The sequence below is a fragment of the Streptomyces sp. NPDC052301 genome, from assembly GCF_044593395.1.
Taxonomy (GTDB): domain Bacteria; phylum Actinomycetota; class Actinomycetes; order Streptomycetales; family Streptomycetaceae; genus Streptomyces.
Map to the genome: position 1 here is coordinate 735,143 of NZ_JBIUBE010000003.1, position 13,300 is coordinate 748,442.

General features: G+C 68.9%; 12 protein-coding genes, 1 tRNA gene and 1 pseudogene. 7 read left to right on the forward strand and 7 right to left on the reverse strand.

Annotated features, from left to right (window positions below; genetic code table 11):
• Positions 1 to 7 precede the first annotated feature (7 nt).
• Positions 8 to 532 (forward strand): isochorismatase family protein, encoded by a 525-nt coding sequence (locus tag ACIHEJ_RS10580; protein WP_400133910.1) that lies wholly within the window; start codon positions 8 to 10, stop codon positions 530 to 532.
• Between the two features lie 82 nt (positions 533 to 614).
• Here the strand turns inward: ACIHEJ_RS10580 and fdhD are convergent, their stop codons facing one another.
• Both fdhD and ACIHEJ_RS10590 read right to left on the reverse strand, forming a co-directional pair.
• Positions 615 to 1,463, reverse strand: a complete 849-nt coding sequence (gene fdhD / locus ACIHEJ_RS10585) for a formate dehydrogenase accessory sulfurtransferase FdhD (RefSeq protein WP_400134036.1) — start codon at positions 1,461 to 1,463, stop codon at positions 615 to 617.
• Between the two features lie 111 nt (positions 1,464 to 1,574).
• A pseudogene (locus tag ACIHEJ_RS10590) lies at positions 1,575 to 1,625 on the reverse strand (hypothetical protein); the annotation flags it as partial.
• Between the two features lie 406 nt (positions 1,626 to 2,031).
• Between ACIHEJ_RS10590 and ACIHEJ_RS10595 the strand changes: the two are divergent.
• The gene (locus ACIHEJ_RS10595; RefSeq protein WP_400133912.1) at positions 2,032 to 2,979 is read left to right on the forward strand and encodes a beta-ketoacyl-ACP synthase III; all 948 of its coding nucleotides are present in this window, start codon (positions 2,032 to 2,034) and stop codon (positions 2,977 to 2,979) included.
• 175 nt (positions 2,980 to 3,154) lie between these two features.
• Entirely contained in the window at positions 3,155 to 3,832 is a 678-nt protein-coding gene (locus ACIHEJ_RS10600; protein ID WP_400133915.1) for a GntR family transcriptional regulator, read from the forward strand.
• Positions 3,833 to 4,039: 207 nt separating this feature from the next.
• Here ACIHEJ_RS10600 and ACIHEJ_RS10605 read toward each other — a convergent pair whose 3' ends face one another.
• Positions 4,040 to 5,254, reverse strand: a complete 1,215-nt coding sequence (locus ACIHEJ_RS10605) for a low temperature requirement protein A (RefSeq protein ID WP_400133917.1) — start codon at positions 5,252 to 5,254, stop codon at positions 4,040 to 4,042.
• A 329-nt stretch (positions 5,255 to 5,583) separates the two neighbouring features.
• On the opposite strand from ACIHEJ_RS10605, the gene ACIHEJ_RS10610 reads away from it, so the two are divergent.
• Positions 5,584 to 5,668: transfer RNA gene (locus tag ACIHEJ_RS10610), tRNA-Leu, on the forward strand.
• Between the two features lie 245 nt (positions 5,669 to 5,913).
• Here the strand turns inward: ACIHEJ_RS10610 and ACIHEJ_RS10615 are convergent.
• Positions 5,914 to 7,812: a hypothetical protein gene (locus tag ACIHEJ_RS10615; protein ID WP_400133919.1), complete on the reverse strand. Its 1,899-nt coding sequence runs from the start codon at positions 7,810 to 7,812 to the stop codon at positions 5,914 to 5,916.
• Positions 7,809 to 8,810 carry a hypothetical protein gene (locus tag ACIHEJ_RS10620; RefSeq protein WP_400133920.1) on the reverse strand — a complete coding sequence of 334 codons (1,002 nt, stop codon included), beginning with the start codon at positions 8,808 to 8,810 and terminating at the stop codon, positions 7,809 to 7,811. The genes ACIHEJ_RS10615 and ACIHEJ_RS10620 overlap by 4 nt, the downstream gene beginning before the upstream one ends.
• Positions 8,811 to 8,831: 21 nt before the next feature.
• Between ACIHEJ_RS10620 and ACIHEJ_RS10625 the strand changes: the two genes are divergently transcribed.
• Positions 8,832 to 9,152 carry a helix-turn-helix domain-containing protein gene (locus ACIHEJ_RS10625; RefSeq protein ID WP_400133922.1) on the forward strand — a complete coding sequence of 107 codons (321 nt, stop codon included), beginning with the start codon at positions 8,832 to 8,834 and terminating at the stop codon, positions 9,150 to 9,152.
• 213 nt (positions 9,153 to 9,365) lie between these two features.
• Here ACIHEJ_RS10625 and ACIHEJ_RS10630 read toward each other — a convergent pair whose 3' ends face one another.
• On the reverse strand, positions 9,366 to 9,887 hold the full coding sequence (locus ACIHEJ_RS10630) for a hypothetical protein (protein WP_400133923.1): 522 nt from the start codon (positions 9,885 to 9,887) through the stop codon (positions 9,366 to 9,368).
• A gap of 278 nt (positions 9,888 to 10,165) precedes the next feature.
• Between ACIHEJ_RS10630 and ACIHEJ_RS10635 the strand changes: the two genes are divergently transcribed.
• Complete coding sequence (locus ACIHEJ_RS10635) at positions 10,166 to 10,933, forward strand: IclR family transcriptional regulator (RefSeq protein ID WP_400133925.1); 768 nt, start codon at positions 10,166 to 10,168, stop codon at positions 10,931 to 10,933.
• Positions 10,934 to 11,370: 437 nt separating this feature from the next.
• Here ACIHEJ_RS10635 and ACIHEJ_RS10640 read toward each other — a convergent pair whose 3' ends face one another.
• Positions 11,371 to 11,715: a hypothetical protein gene (locus ACIHEJ_RS10640; RefSeq protein ID WP_400133926.1), complete on the reverse strand. Its 345-nt coding sequence runs from the start codon at positions 11,713 to 11,715 to the stop codon at positions 11,371 to 11,373.
• Between the two features lie 344 nt (positions 11,716 to 12,059).
• Here ACIHEJ_RS10640 and ACIHEJ_RS10645 point away from each other — a divergent pair, with 344 nt between their 5' ends.
• A complete protein-coding gene (locus ACIHEJ_RS10645) occupies positions 12,060 to 13,259 on the forward strand; it encodes a serine/threonine-protein kinase (protein WP_400133928.1) in 1,200 nt (399 codons plus the stop codon).
• Positions 13,260 to 13,300 lie beyond the last annotated feature (41 nt).

Here is a 13,300-nt window from a genome sequence, read left to right on the forward strand (position 1 = left end):
TTCCGTCATGACCGCAGCTCCCGTGCTCGACCCGCAGCGCACCGCCCTGATCCTCGTCGACCTGATGGAACGCGTCGTCGCGCTGCCACTGGAACCCCGCAACGGCACCGAAGTCCTCTCCCGTGCCGAAGAGTTGGCGTCCGCCTTCCGTGCCGCCGGGGCGCCGGTCGTGCTCGTGCGGGTCGAGCGGCCCTCGGTCCCCGAACAACCACCCGGCAGCGGACTGGTGCCGGGCCTCCTCCACGGCGGGGACCTCGAGGTCGTCAAGCGCACCCTCGGCGGCTTCCACGGCACCGGCCTGGACGAGCGGCTGCGCGAACGCGGCGTCACCACCCTGGTGTTCGGCGGCATCGCCACCAACCTCGGTGTGGAGTCCACCGCCCGCGCCGCCGCCGACCTCGGCTACGACCTCGTCTTCGCCGAGGACGCCATGGCCGCGCTCACTGCGGCCGAGCACGAGGCGTCCGTCCGGCTGGACTTCCCGCGGCTGGGGGCGGTGGTGGCGGCGAAGGAGGTACGGTTCGCCGGCTGAGGCGGGCCTCGCGGCGCAGGGGGCGCTTGCCCGCCGGCCGGGCCGCCGTCCCGGACCCCGCCGCCGCGCCGCGGCGCGCCGGTCAGCCCTGGGCGGCCGACTCCCGCAGGGCGATGCGGTCCTCGCCCGCGTACACGTTCATCGAACCGCCCCGCAGGAAACCCACCAGGGTCAGACCGGTCTCCGCCGCCAGGTCCACGGCCAGGGACGACGGCGCCGACACCGCCGCCAGCACCGGGATCCCGGCCATCACCGCCTTCTGCGCCAGCTCGAACGAGGCCCGGCCGGAGACGAGCAGGATCGTCCGCGACAGCGGCAGGCCGCCGCTCTGCAGCGCCCTGCCCACCAGCTTGTCCACCGCGTTGTGGCGGCCCACGTCCTCCCGTATGTCCAGCAGCTCCCCGTCCTCGGAGAACAGGGCCGCCGCATGCAGGCCCCCGGTCCGGTCGAACACCCGCTGGGCCGCCCGCAGCCGGTCCGGAAGGCTTGCGAGCAGTTCGGGCGTGACCCGGAGCGGGGGCGTGTCGGCGATCGGCCAGCGCGTGGTCGTACGGACGGCGTCCAGGCTGGCCTTGCCGCACAGACCGCAGGAGGAGGACGTGTAGACGTTCCGCTCCAAGGTGAAGTCCGGCAGGCTGACGTCCGGCGCGGTCCTCACGTCGACCACGTTGTAGGTGTTGGAACCGTCCACCGTCGCCCCCGCGCAGTAGACGATGTTCTGCAGATCGGGTGCGGCGGCCAGGACGCCCTCGCTCACCAGGAAACCCGCCGCCAGCGCGAAGTCGTCGCCCGGTGTGCGCATGGTGATCGCGAGAGGCTTGCCGTTCAGCCGGATCTCGAGAGGTTCCTCGGCGACGAGCGTGTCCGGCCGGGTGGAGACCGCCCCGTCCCGGATGCGCAGGACCTTGCGGCGTTCCGTGACTCGTCCCATGTCTTGATCAGCCCCGGTTCTGTACGTGCTGGCAGCCGAAACGGCCCTTGATGCAGAGGTGCCGTGGGTCACCGGGCTGTCGTGCGGCGAGGTGACCTTCACGAACTCATTGTCCTGCACATGGAGCGTGAGGTTGCAGCCCACTCCGCGGCACGCGCACACCGTGGTCGTCCCCGACTGCTTCGACTCGTCCCAGGTACCCGCCGCTCGTCCCAGGTACCCGCCGCCCGCATGCCGCGCTCCGTCCTGCGCTGCAGCTCCGTTCGTCTGGGGGATACCGCGGAAGTACCGCGGAGGTGGAGGAGGAGTCGTGGGGGGCGGAGAAAGAGGTCGCAGGAGCCGGTGGCGCGGACCGGCCGGAAGACGGTCGGCTGAATCTCGTCGACGAAATATTGTCTACAGTATGCGGTCGACCGGCGGTATGGGCTCGCACCGCATCGCCCCCCGCCGGCTGACCGGAGCCGACAATCCCGGCACCCGATTCCTGTGGCTTCACCTGCCGCCGTACCCGCGAGTCACTGATCAGACTGATGGATCCGCTACCCACGGCCACAAGGGGGACCCCGACATGAACGGCTCGCGCATCGCCGCAATCGGCCACTACCAGCCCGCCAGAGTGCTCACCAACGAGGATCTGGCGGACCTGGTCGACACGAGCGACGAGTGGATCCGCAGCCGGGTCGGCATCCAGACCCGGCACATCGCCGGACCCGACGAACCGGTCGACGAACTGGCCGCGCACGCCGCCGCCAAGGCCCTCGCCGCCGCGGGCCTGGCACCCGCGGACATCGACCTGGTACTCGTCGCCACCTCCACCGCGATCGACCGTTCCCCGAACACCGCCGCCCGCGTCGCGGCCCGGCTCGGGATCCCGCAGCCGGCCGCCATGGACGTCAACGTGGTCTGCGCCGGGTTCACCCACGCGCTGGCCACCGCCGACCACACCGTCCGTGCCGGAGCGGCCACCCGGGCCCTGGTCATCGGTGCGGACAAGATGTCCGACGTCACCGACTGGACCGACCGCTCCACCTGCGTCCTGGTCGGCGACGCCGCCGGGGCCGCCGTGGTGGAGGCCTGCCCGCCGGGCCAGGAGCCGGGGATCGGTCCGGTGCTGTGGGGGTCGGTGCCGGAGATGGGGCACGCCGTGCGGATCGAGGGCACACCGCCGCGGTTCGCGCAGGAGGGGCAGAGCGTCTACCGCTGGGCCACCACCCAGCTGCCGGCCATCGCCCGCCGCGCCTGCGAGAAGGCCGGCGTGGCCCCCGAGGAACTCGCCGGGGTCGTCCTGCACCAGGCCAACCTGCGCATCATCGAGCCGCTGGCGCAGAAGCTCGGCGCCGTCAACGCCGTGGTCGCCCGCGATGTCACCCGATCCGGCAACACCTCCGCAGCGAGCATCCCGCTCGCCTTCTCCAAGCTTCTGGAGCAGGGAGCGCTCTCCGGCGGCGATGCGGTGCTGCTCTTCGGGTTCGGCGGCAACCTGTCGTACGCCGGGCAGGTCGTACGGTGCCCCTGAGGCTGTTCAGCGGATCCGGCTGACCGGATCTTGTGGACAGTAGCCTGCATTCTGCATACCTCAGGCCGGATCCTGCGGACCGGCAGCGTGGATTCTGTGCACCGTAGACTCTAGACAATCGAAACTGGCAGTGTCCGGCGTCCACGCGCCACATCTGTCCAGGAGGGGGACCGTGATGTTGTCGACCGGACTGCCGCAGGGGGCGGTGCCGAAGCTGGAACGCCCCGGACCGCTGCGCGAACGCGTCTACGAGGCGCTCCTCGAACTCATCACCACCCGCGCGTTGCAGCCGGGCCAGCACCTGGTCGAGAGCGAACTCGCCGGGCACCTCGGCGTCTCCCGGCAGCCGGTGCGCGAGGCGCTGCAGCGGCTCGACACGGAGGGCTGGGTCGATCTGCGGCCCGCGCAGGGGGCGTTCGTGCACGAGCCGACCGAGGAGGAGGCCGACCAGCTGCTCACGGTGCGCACCCTGCTGGAGGCGGAGGCGGCCCGGCTGGCGGCCCTGCACACAGGCCAGGAGGGTGTCGACGCGCTCTACGACATCGTGGAGCAGGGCCGGCTTGCCGTGGCCGCCGACGACGTCACCCGAGCCGTCGCGCTGAACGCCGCCTTCCACGCCAAGGTCATGGAGCTGGCCGGCAACGCGGTCCTCGCCGAACTCGCCGCCCAGGTGGACCGCAGGGTCCGCTGGTACTACACGCCCGTGGCACGTCTGCGGGGCGGCACCTCCTGGACCGAGCACGCGGAGCTGGTGCAGGCGATCAGTGACCACGACGAGCAGCTGGCCACCCGGCTGATGCGCGAGCACACCGAGCACACCCGCCACTCCTACCACCACCGCAAGGCGTCCTGACGGCGGCGGGCCCGGCACGATCCCGCAGGCCCGATTCCTCAGGCCCGATTCCTCAGGGCCGAACCCCCCGGGCTCGGCCCCGCAGGCCCGCCCCCGGGGCTCGGCCCCGCAGGCCCGCCCCCGGGGCTCGGCCCCGCAGGCCCGCCCCCGGGGCCCAGCCCCGCAGGCCCGGCCCGACCCCCCGGCCCAACCCTCAGGCTCGATCCCTCAGGCCCGATCCTTCAGGCCCGGCGCCCAGGTCGGGGACGGTTCGGCCTGCGGCGGTGCCGTGACGCACGCCCGCGCCTCCGCCGTCAGCATCCCCACCAGCACCGCCACCAGGAGCAGCAGCTCCCCGTAGGCGGGCAGGCGCAGCGCGGGTGCGGCCGTGGCCAGGGCGAGCAGGGCGGCGACTGCCCGGTGGCGGACCGGGCGCAGCGCCAGGGCCAACCGGAACGCCACGTCCCCAGCCAGGAACAGCGCCACCCCGCCCGCCAGCGTCAACGCGGGGCCCGGACCGGGGTGTTCGGCGAGACGACCGAGGGTCGTCTTGATGCCCGCCGCGAGGAAGGCGATGCCCAGCAGCATCGGCAGGAAGGCGTAGTAGTAGGCGTTCATCGCCAGGCGCCAGCGTGCCCGCGGCGGTGTCGCCCGGAACGCGGCCTCGGCCGCCTCCTCGTCCCGCACGAAGTACGTCCACCACAGTGCGACCGCCAGCGCCAGCGCCAGGAACGCGCCGGCGAACAGGCCGGGGGTGAGCGGCAGATCGCCGATGCCGACCCCGATGGAGATCACGGACTCGCCGAACGCGATGATCAGCAGCAGCCCGTGCCGTTCCACGAAGTGGGCCGGGTCCAGGGCGCCCAGCTGCGTCCGCAGCGTCGCCGGGCTCCGCCCGTCCCTGCGGCCCGGTCCGTGCTCGGCCACGACCGGCGTCACCACCTGCAGGACGATCGCGAGCAGCCACAGCCCGTCCGCCGCAAGCCCGTCGACCAGGCCGGCAGCGGTCACCGCCAGGGCGGCCAGCGCGTTGGTGACGCCGTACCACAGCGAGTCCCAGCCGTGGCTGCGGGTGTACAGCGCCGTGTGCACCACCACGGCACCCAGGAAACCCAGTCCGAAGACCACGCCGGTGTCCTGGAACACCCGCGGGATCGCCAGCGCGCACACCAGGAACGCGCCCATGCCGAGCATCAGCAGCAGCCGCCGCGAAGGGCGGTCGGGCGGCACCTGGTTGGTCAGGTAGGCGTAGGCGCCGTACATCCAGAACAGCACGACGAGGACCAGCGTCACCCGGCCGGCGGTGGCGAAGGTCAGGTCGTGCGCGAGCAGCACGGTCAGCTGGGTCAGCGTGAAGACGAAGACCAGGTCGAAGAAGAGCTCCAGGGTGGTGACCCGGCGCCCCGGCTCCTCGGCCGCCGTGGCCGACGGCGTGGTGTCCATACGGCGTTCCCCCTCCGGTGATCGGTGAGCCGATCGTAGAGGGGGGAGACGGGGGACCGGTCAGGACGCCGGCTGCGGCCGGGCGGCCGTCACCCAGGGCCCGCCGGGGGCGCCTGCCCGTGCGACTTCCCGGAGTACCGGCTCGTCCCCTGACCGCGCACACCGTGACCGTTGCGTCACCACTCGTACGGACCGTCGGCCGGGGTGCCGCGTGGCGCCCCGGGCCGACGCCCGCGCCACGGAATACGCAGGTGAAACGCACTCCGAAACCTTGGTATTGTTGTCCATGTCGCCGCGGGGAACAGCCCCCGTCAGGCGGCAGACACCTGGTCCGGGTGGCGGAATGGCAGACGCGCTAGCTTGAGGTGCTAGTGCCCTTTATCGGGCGTGGGGGTTCAAGTCCCCCCTCGGACACTCCTTGGGACGTTCACGAGATCGTCCCGAAGCGTTCACGAATTACCGGTCGAGTCATGTGACTCACCGGTATTTCGTCGTTTCTGGGGCCTTGAGCCTCGTGATCGGCTCGATGAGGGGGTGAGGCGGTGGCGGTCCAGGTACTGCGCCTCTCACCTGCGGAAACAGGACATGCCTGCACGACGGCTGGTAGCCGTGGCGCAGGCATGTGGGGTTTTCAGGGGGCGGAGCGCTGCGAGGGTGTGTCACTCGCGTGGCGGAGGCTCGACCTGCTCGGTCGGAAGCGGTCGCGCCAGGGGCGGGTCGGAGGGCTCACCGGGTTGGGTTGTGGCGCTCTGCGTGCTGGCTTTGCGGGGCTGGATGCCCTGGTCGCGGAGGAACCGGCGAATGGCTCTGAGGTTCGCCACGAAGATGATGACGGCATTGAGCAGGGTCTGTGCGACGCGCCCGTGCGGCAGGCGGAGCTGGGGATTGTCGATGCTGTCGAGGGCGGACTTCTTCAGGTTGCCGTTGGCGCCCTCGTTCTGACTGCGCAGTCCGGACCAGGCTTCCTGCCACCGAGGGGTGAACAGGGCGTATTTCTGCCGCCACTTGGCCAAGACGGTGCCCGGGACGGTGATGCTCTTCCCTCTGCAGATGTCTGCGTAGACAGGGGTGTCCCTCTTGGGCCTGGGAATGGTGGGCAGGGCTGCCGGGGTACGGACAGTGGGGGCGTCGAGGTCGACGACGGTGGACGGGCGTGGCTGGGGTCGGCGGTAGCAGGTGACCGTGGCGTGCGGCCCGAGGGCGGGGCACTGTCGACGCTGATCCCCTGCGGGCCCGTATTCCTTGATCTTGGCCTGGTAGTCCTTCCGGGACTGGATCAGGTTGAGTGCGTGGGCGCGGTCTTCGTCCGTGTGGCTGTCGATGTATGTGGCGCCCGCAGTTACGAGCGGGGTGGGCATCAGCGGGCAGTAGAACTCGCCGCCGACCAGCTGCATGCCGCGGAACTCTCCCTGCCGGTCGACCTTGTCGTCGTTGTAGTGCTTCACCGCGTTGAGGCCGAGTTTGAGCAGCTGCAGGTGCAGGTTGTGAGGCTTGGCCTGGGTGATGCCCCGGTCAGCGCAGAACAGTTCCTTGACCAGGCCTCGTTCGAAGGCCGGCTGGATGGCGCGCAGGGCGGCCGGGCCGGGTTCGGTACCCGGGGTGCGAAGGATCATGCCGAGGCAGACCGCGGGGTAGGCGCCGGCGAGGTCGCCATGGCCATGGCCCGGGAACGCGGCCATCATGGCGTAGCGGAACTCTCTCTTCTCCGACGCCTTGGCTTTCTTCTCCTGGCCCGACTTGCTCTTGCGCGGCACTGGCTTGTTTGCCGTGCCGCGCCGGGTGCCAGTGTTTGTGGAGGCCGCAGCTTTGCCGCTGGGCGACTTCTTCTGTGTTCCTCCCTTCACGTACATCCCGGCGGTGATCTCAAGCGAGGCCCGGTCCTGGTGGTAGTCCGGCTCTTTGCCCCAGACCGGAACCGGAGTGTCGTCGACCGCGATGTGGCCAGGCCACCGAGCGAAGTCGCCGCGCCGGTAGGAAGCCATCACCGGAGCGAGAATCAGATCCTGGGCGATGGCCTCCAGGTTTCGCACGGTGTCTTGGTTGTCGCGGGCATTCCACTTCCGTCGGATCTCCTTGGCCTCGCTGAGAGACAGCCGCTTGCGGCGGTCGTGCGGTGCAGGGTCGAGGCGCCGGGTCATCGAGGACCAGGACCGGTAGACGCGCTTCGACGTCGCGTACTGGTGGTGCGCGATGCGGTCGATTTCTTCTCGGGTTGCGCCCTCGCGGATGTGCAGGTCGACGTCGGGGACGTCAAGGAGGGCTTTGGACCCTGGAGACAAGGCGAAGAAGAGCGTCTCCCATGCGTCGTTGATGTTCGCGCTCTTACCCATGTACTGCGACAAGAGCAGGCCGATCAGCACTGTGCGGAACGGGAAGCCCTTCGGGCCTGGCCGGTGCTCGTTGGAGGGAAGGCGTTCCAGTACTCCGCTGTGGCGCACGAGGTCGAAGACCTGCCTCACAACGCGGTCGCTGAGGGTACGGCCGGGGGCCTGCGGTGCAGGGCGTAGGGCGAGGCCGGTACGCCGGCAGGGTTTGTCCTCTGGGTTCTTCCTGCTCATGCCGCCCCCCGCAACAGATCGGATGCCTCCGCTTCGGGCACGTCGTGGAGGAAGACGAGGTAGCGCGAGAGGCTGTGCAGGGTCCCGAGTCCCGATGCTTTGAGGATCACCTTCAGCGGAATACCTGCGTTCAGCAGTTCGACGAGCCAGGTCGTACGCAGCCGCTGGGTCTGCAGCACTGCACCGTCACAACGGCCGATGATCCGTGGGTACCTGGCCAGCCAGTCCGATGCGATGTGCTTGCTGGTGCGGTCCTGCCAGTCCGGCCGGAAGGCGTACGCGTCTGCCGGGATGTGGGCGGCTTCCGCCAGCAGCAGTTCCTCGTAGGCGTACCGGCATACGACAGTGCGCGGACGGCGCCCGTGCACCTTGACCAGTGCCCGGCCGGTGGGGCCCGCGAGGATATCCCGCCCCTGAACGTACACAAGATCCTCAACGGCGAGCCCGCAACCGACGCCGAGACAGAACAGCAGGCAGGCGTTGCGCCGTTGGGCCGGGGTGGGCAGGCTCTGCGCCCAGATCAGCCAGTAGGCGATTTCCGCTGGCGGGTAGGGGGCCACTGGGGCGGCGGTGGCCTTCAGCCGGATCGGCGGATGCTGTCCGAGCTGGTCCAACAAGAGCGCTTCGGAGGCCCGGCGCAGCTGGCTGCTGCAGGTTCGGCGGCTGTTGGCGGCCATGTCGCGGCAGCCGACGAGGATGAAGCGTTCGACGGTGCTCTGGTCAAGGATCACCGAGGGTTCGAGCGGGAGGCCCTGGGCCTCGGCCCAGGCGACCAGCCGTGCGAGCGGCGTCATGACCACGTCTGGGCCGTAGGGTCCCGCTGCGACGGCCATGAATCCCAGCGAGCGGACGACCGGAGCGATGCGGCGCCACTGGGCGGGCGGCACCGTCTCCGCCTTCGGTGCGTAGGCCAGCAGGCGATTCGACACAGCGACCTCCAGGCGCAAGGCCCATGACAGGTGGCCGGTTAACCGGCCACTGGTGTCAGTGTCGATCACGATCTGAAGGAACGCATCTTTATGACCGGAGGCCGAGCGCGCACGGCGCCGCCATGGAGCTACGCCGTCGATCCGGAGGAGTGGCCGGATGCTCGGATCGCCGGGGAGCCCGCCGCGGCAGTGGTCCAGACGATTGCCCGCCGCCTCGCCGCCGCCTTGCGTGAGAGGCCGGAGCTCTCGCTGCGCGGACTGGCCACCCAGAGCAACGTCGGCAGACAGACCATCGGCGATCTGCTGGCGGGAGCCACCTGGCCGGATGTCCTGACGGTCTGCCGACTGGAGCGCGCCTTGGGCCTGGCGCTCTGGCCCGGATCGAATGCGACCCAATGTGCTCATGACTGATCCTCAATTGCCTATTTGAGGTCAGTCGTGCACGCCCAAGCGCGGAATGACGCAGACGCCCTATAGCGCTACCGGTGGGAGCGCTAAGGTGAACGTGCGCGACGGACCGGAACCCTGTCAGGAGAAGCGTCCGTTCGTGCGTTTTGGCGGCCTCCCTCGACCGTTAATCGGGGGAGGCCTGCTTGTTGGGGTTGGGGGGCGTTCTCGGATGGATCAAGCAACCCGGGATGACAGCACAGCCCGGAACATTCCCGGTGCTACGTTTTCCACCTCACCAAGTTGCTTCATACGGTTGAGGGTCTTGCCTACGGATGAGCGGACCGTCGCGTCCGCTCCCGGGCGCACCGCCGCCGCGATATCGGTGATGGACATTGCCTCTTGAGCGGCGCACAGGAGTGTGAGGATCGCATCGCGCATGCTTCCGTTACGCGGTGGCCCCAGGGCCCGAGGGCCAATGCCCGGGCGCGCATCTTCGGACGAAGGATCCTCGTCGGCGACAGAAACTTCAGACGGGCCCTCCCGGGAAGGCTGGGCGGTTTCCGCGTCCTCGCCAGTGTCCGGCGGCTCTTCGCGGATATCGGTGGATTCGACACCTTGGCACATCATCGCGTACACAGCTTCCAATGTCGCCAACTCGCCGCGCAGTGAAGCGATCAGCTCCTTCACGGCGTGCCGGGCCTGGCCGATGTAGACACCCTCGTCTGACACAGGTGTGCTGGTCCGGTATCCCGCCATAGCGAACTCCTAAGGAAGGTCGCTGCCAGTGTAGGGACGGCGCACTGTGGCACGCACGCAGTTCCTGTGAGGCGCTATCAAACGGTCAGCAGTGCGCTCAAGCACGGCAAGTCCGGTCGGGGTTATCGCAGGACTCGAACTGTCTTGGCGCAAAGTTGGCTCGTCGGGTTCGTGCGATGCCGCTCCGGAACTGTGAGACGTGCCACCACGGAATTCTGACGTGTGGATTCTGTCGAAGGTCCCGGTCTCCGGGAACGTTTGAGCGTTACGGTTCCTTCATGGTGGATGGCAAGCATCTGTCGGCGACAGAGGCCTTGGGTTCGGCGACGAAGGCCCTGGATGTTCTAGTCCTGGCGTATGACCGGGGGGAAATCGGTGTTACCGAAACCGCCCGGGAGCTTGGTATCTCACGTTCCACCGCACACCGCATCCTGGTCACCCTGCAGCGCACGGGTTTCCTGCGTCACGATCCTGGCCAGCACGGATACTCAGCGGGGCCACAGCTCGTACGCATGGGGCTGGCCGCGATCGCACAGTTGGACGTCCGACGACAGGCGCGCAGACCCCTGGAGGAGCTCTCCGAGAAGCTGCAGGAGACGGTGTGCCTGTACTCCCTGGATGCGGCCGTCGTCCGACTACTCGACGGAGTCGAGTGCCGGCATGTCCTGCGCGTCAGCGTTCCGCTCGGACAGGAGCTCCCTGCCCACGTCACAGCTGCGGGCAAGGCCCTGCTCGCACTGCGCGACCCGGCAGACGTACGCGCGACGCTTCCGGCCGCGCTCCCTGCCACGGCGGCAGGAAGCATCACCGAGTGGCCGCTGCTTGAGGTGGAGTTGGAGGAAGTCAGGGTCCGGGGATGGGCGGCAGACCTTGAGGAAAGTGCACACGACCTGCACGGCGTAGGCGTGGCCATCCGCAACCGCATCGGGGAACCGCTCGCCGCGATCTCCGTGTACGCACCCGCCGTACGTCTACGTGAACAGGACATGCCAGCGGTTGCCACGGCCCTGCAGGAGACCGCCACCACGATCGCCAGGGCAGAGTGACAGTGGTTGCCGAGGTGCCGGGACTCAAGGCCCCAACGTGATCCGCCCGTCCGGGATCCACCCCTCCAGGTATCCCGTCAACAGCACATCCACATCTGGCAGATCGCACCGTGTGCACAACTCCTGCCACTGCTCAGGCCCCGCCCAGCGTGTCGGTCCCCAGGACAGATGATCCGGCGGAGCGCCAGCCGCAGCGAGACGAAAGATGAACACGTGCGCCTCTCGACGGCTCCGGCCTACGGGCACAGGCACCTGAGCCCAGCGGCATCCTTCAACAGTGCCCCCGCGCACCGGCATCGCGACGACCGCATCGCGGAGTACACGCAGTGCCGCCTCACGGTAGGGCTCTGCAGATCGGACCGATCCTGACGGGAGCACCCATCGGGGAACAGCTCCAGGCAGGTCGTCTGCCACTAGGGCAAGCAGCCCGTCCGAGCTCAGCAACGCGACGAACACCACCCGCCGCATCCTGGGACGCGGCACGGTAGGGCACCTCGAACTCTCGGCGGCGTCCAGGAAAGCAGGCACAGTCCGATCCTGACATGCGGCCGTTTAACCGGCCACTCGTGTCCTGCATTGACGCGAGTTTCATTTCTGAGCTCAATGCGGTGGATGTGATCCGCGCCTGTCGGGTACTCCGATGCCAGGAACCGGCTGCCGAGCATGGCCTCCATGCCTGCCGCGTTCCGGCGCTGCAGCTCCACCTCCAGCGCCACCGTCGAGCCCTGCAGCTCGATGTTCTGGCTATCGGCATCCGGCCGGAACAGCTTCAGGTCGGTCACCAGCGCCCCTTCTCACGATCACTACAGGAGAAGCAATCGATACCGGCTCGTGGCTATTCCAGGCGCCGAGGCAGGTCTGCGGGACCTGCTGAGGAATCTGGACGGAGCCGGCTGACAGTCTCTGAGATCACTGAGTCGCATTCATACCGGCATGAATCCGGATATAACGCTCGTAAGGGCGGCCCAGTCCGATGTGATCACTTCCTCCAGTGGGATGCCGATCAGTAGGCTGTAGCGGTGATTCGTCGGTGTCCGTGCTCCTCCTGCCTTGCATCTTCTACGGTGGAACAGATGCAGACGCCAAGCGAGGTCGTGCTGTCGTTGCGGGAGTCAGGGGGTGTGCGGTGAGCAGTGCGCCTCTGCCGTCGCGTATCGGTCCGTACCTCGTCGAGCGGCGGCTCGGCGCGGGCGGGATGGGGGAGGTATATCTCGCCTACTCGGTCGCGGGTGAGCCGGTCGCCGTGAAGGTGATCCGGCCCGACCGTACAGATCCGCACACTCGCGCCCGGTTCGAACGCGAGGCGACGATCGCACGAACGATCTCGGGCACGGGTCGTGTGGCCCGTTTCATTGAGGCGGATCCGTTTGCCGAGCAGCCCTGGCTGGCGATGGACTACGTCCCCGGCCGCCCTCTCTCCGATGTCGTGAAGGACCAAGGTCCGCTGTCCACGCCACTCGTGGCGAGCCTTGGTGCGCTTCTGGCCGAGGGGCTTGCTGCCGTGCATGCCGCGGGCCTGGTACACCGCGACCTGAAGGCGCAGAACGTCATTCTCGGAGACTTCGGCCCGGTGATCATCGACTTCGGTCTCGGCGCCTTCGTCGGGGCGTCCAAGGGGTCGCTCACGCAGGCTGGCGTGGTCATCGGCACAGTTCGCTGCATGCCGCCCGAGCAGGCCCTGGGCGAACTGGAGGTGACGCAGGCTGCTGACGTGTACGGCCTGGGCACTGTACTTCTATACGCAGCGACCGGGCACTATCCGTACGACGGAGCCCGGTGGGAGGCGGTCGCCGCGCAGGTGGTCAACGCCGACATGGGCCCCGACCTGTCCGGGCTGCCCGATGAACTGGCCCCCGTCGTGTCGGCCATGCTGGCGCACAAGGCGGAGAACCGCCCCTCCCTAGAGGAGGTGACCCGGCAATGTGCCGATCTGATGCGTCTGCTGGGTACGAGTCCGGCCCGGGCACGGCGCGCTTTGATCCAGGAGACGACGCCGAAGGATCATCCCACGATGGTGCTGCCCCAGCCTGACACGCCCATGCTGGACCGGCTCGACTCACTTGAGAGGCTGCTGCGCGAAGAGTCGGCGTCCCCGGTGGAGAACATCCCCGTTCCGCCGTCCGGCGATGAATTCGGTCCGTACACTCCGGCCGAGAGCGGCATGGTGAACTCGCCCCCGCCAGTGCTTGTGCAGAAGTCCGACGGGAGCGGAAACGCGGCTGAGCCCGCGCCGCAAAAGGGCCGTCCCCCCGCTTCCCGGCGGGTCGCCGACGAGCTGCGTAAGCGCTACGCGATGGGGCCGGCACTCGCCTGGTCGAAGCGCTGAACCGCGCTTCCTTACCTTTCGCCGATGTGGCTGGTCCCGGA

Bases quoted from the DNA above. Each gene is read 5' to 3' on its own strand.
- ACIHEJ_RS10630 (WP_400133923.1), bottom strand. From the start codon at position 9,887: ATGGCGGGATACCGGACCAGCACACCTGTGTCAGACGAGGGTGTCTAC.
- fdhD (WP_400134036.1), bottom strand. From the start codon at position 1,463: ATGGGACGAGTCACGGAACGCCGCAAGGTCCTGCGCATCCGGGACGGG.
- ACIHEJ_RS10600 (WP_400133915.1), top strand. From the start codon at position 3,155: ATGTTGTCGACCGGACTGCCGCAGGGGGCGGTGCCGAAGCTGGAACGC.
- ACIHEJ_RS10615 (WP_400133919.1), bottom strand. From the start codon at position 7,812: ATGAGCAGGAAGAACCCAGAGGACAAACCCTGCCGGCGTACCGGCCTC.
- ACIHEJ_RS10595 (WP_400133912.1), top strand. From the start codon at position 2,032: ATGAACGGCTCGCGCATCGCCGCAATCGGCCACTACCAGCCCGCCAGA.
- ACIHEJ_RS10580 (WP_400133910.1), top strand. From the start codon at position 8: ATGACCGCAGCTCCCGTGCTCGACCCGCAGCGCACCGCCCTGATCCTC.
- ACIHEJ_RS10625 (WP_400133922.1), top strand. From the start codon at position 8,832: ATGACCGGAGGCCGAGCGCGCACGGCGCCGCCATGGAGCTACGCCGTC.
- ACIHEJ_RS10605 (WP_400133917.1), bottom strand. From the start codon at position 5,254: ATGGACACCACGCCGTCGGCCACGGCGGCCGAGGAGCCGGGGCGCCGG.
- ACIHEJ_RS10635 (WP_400133925.1), top strand. From the start codon at position 10,166: ATGGTGGATGGCAAGCATCTGTCGGCGACAGAGGCCTTGGGTTCGGCG.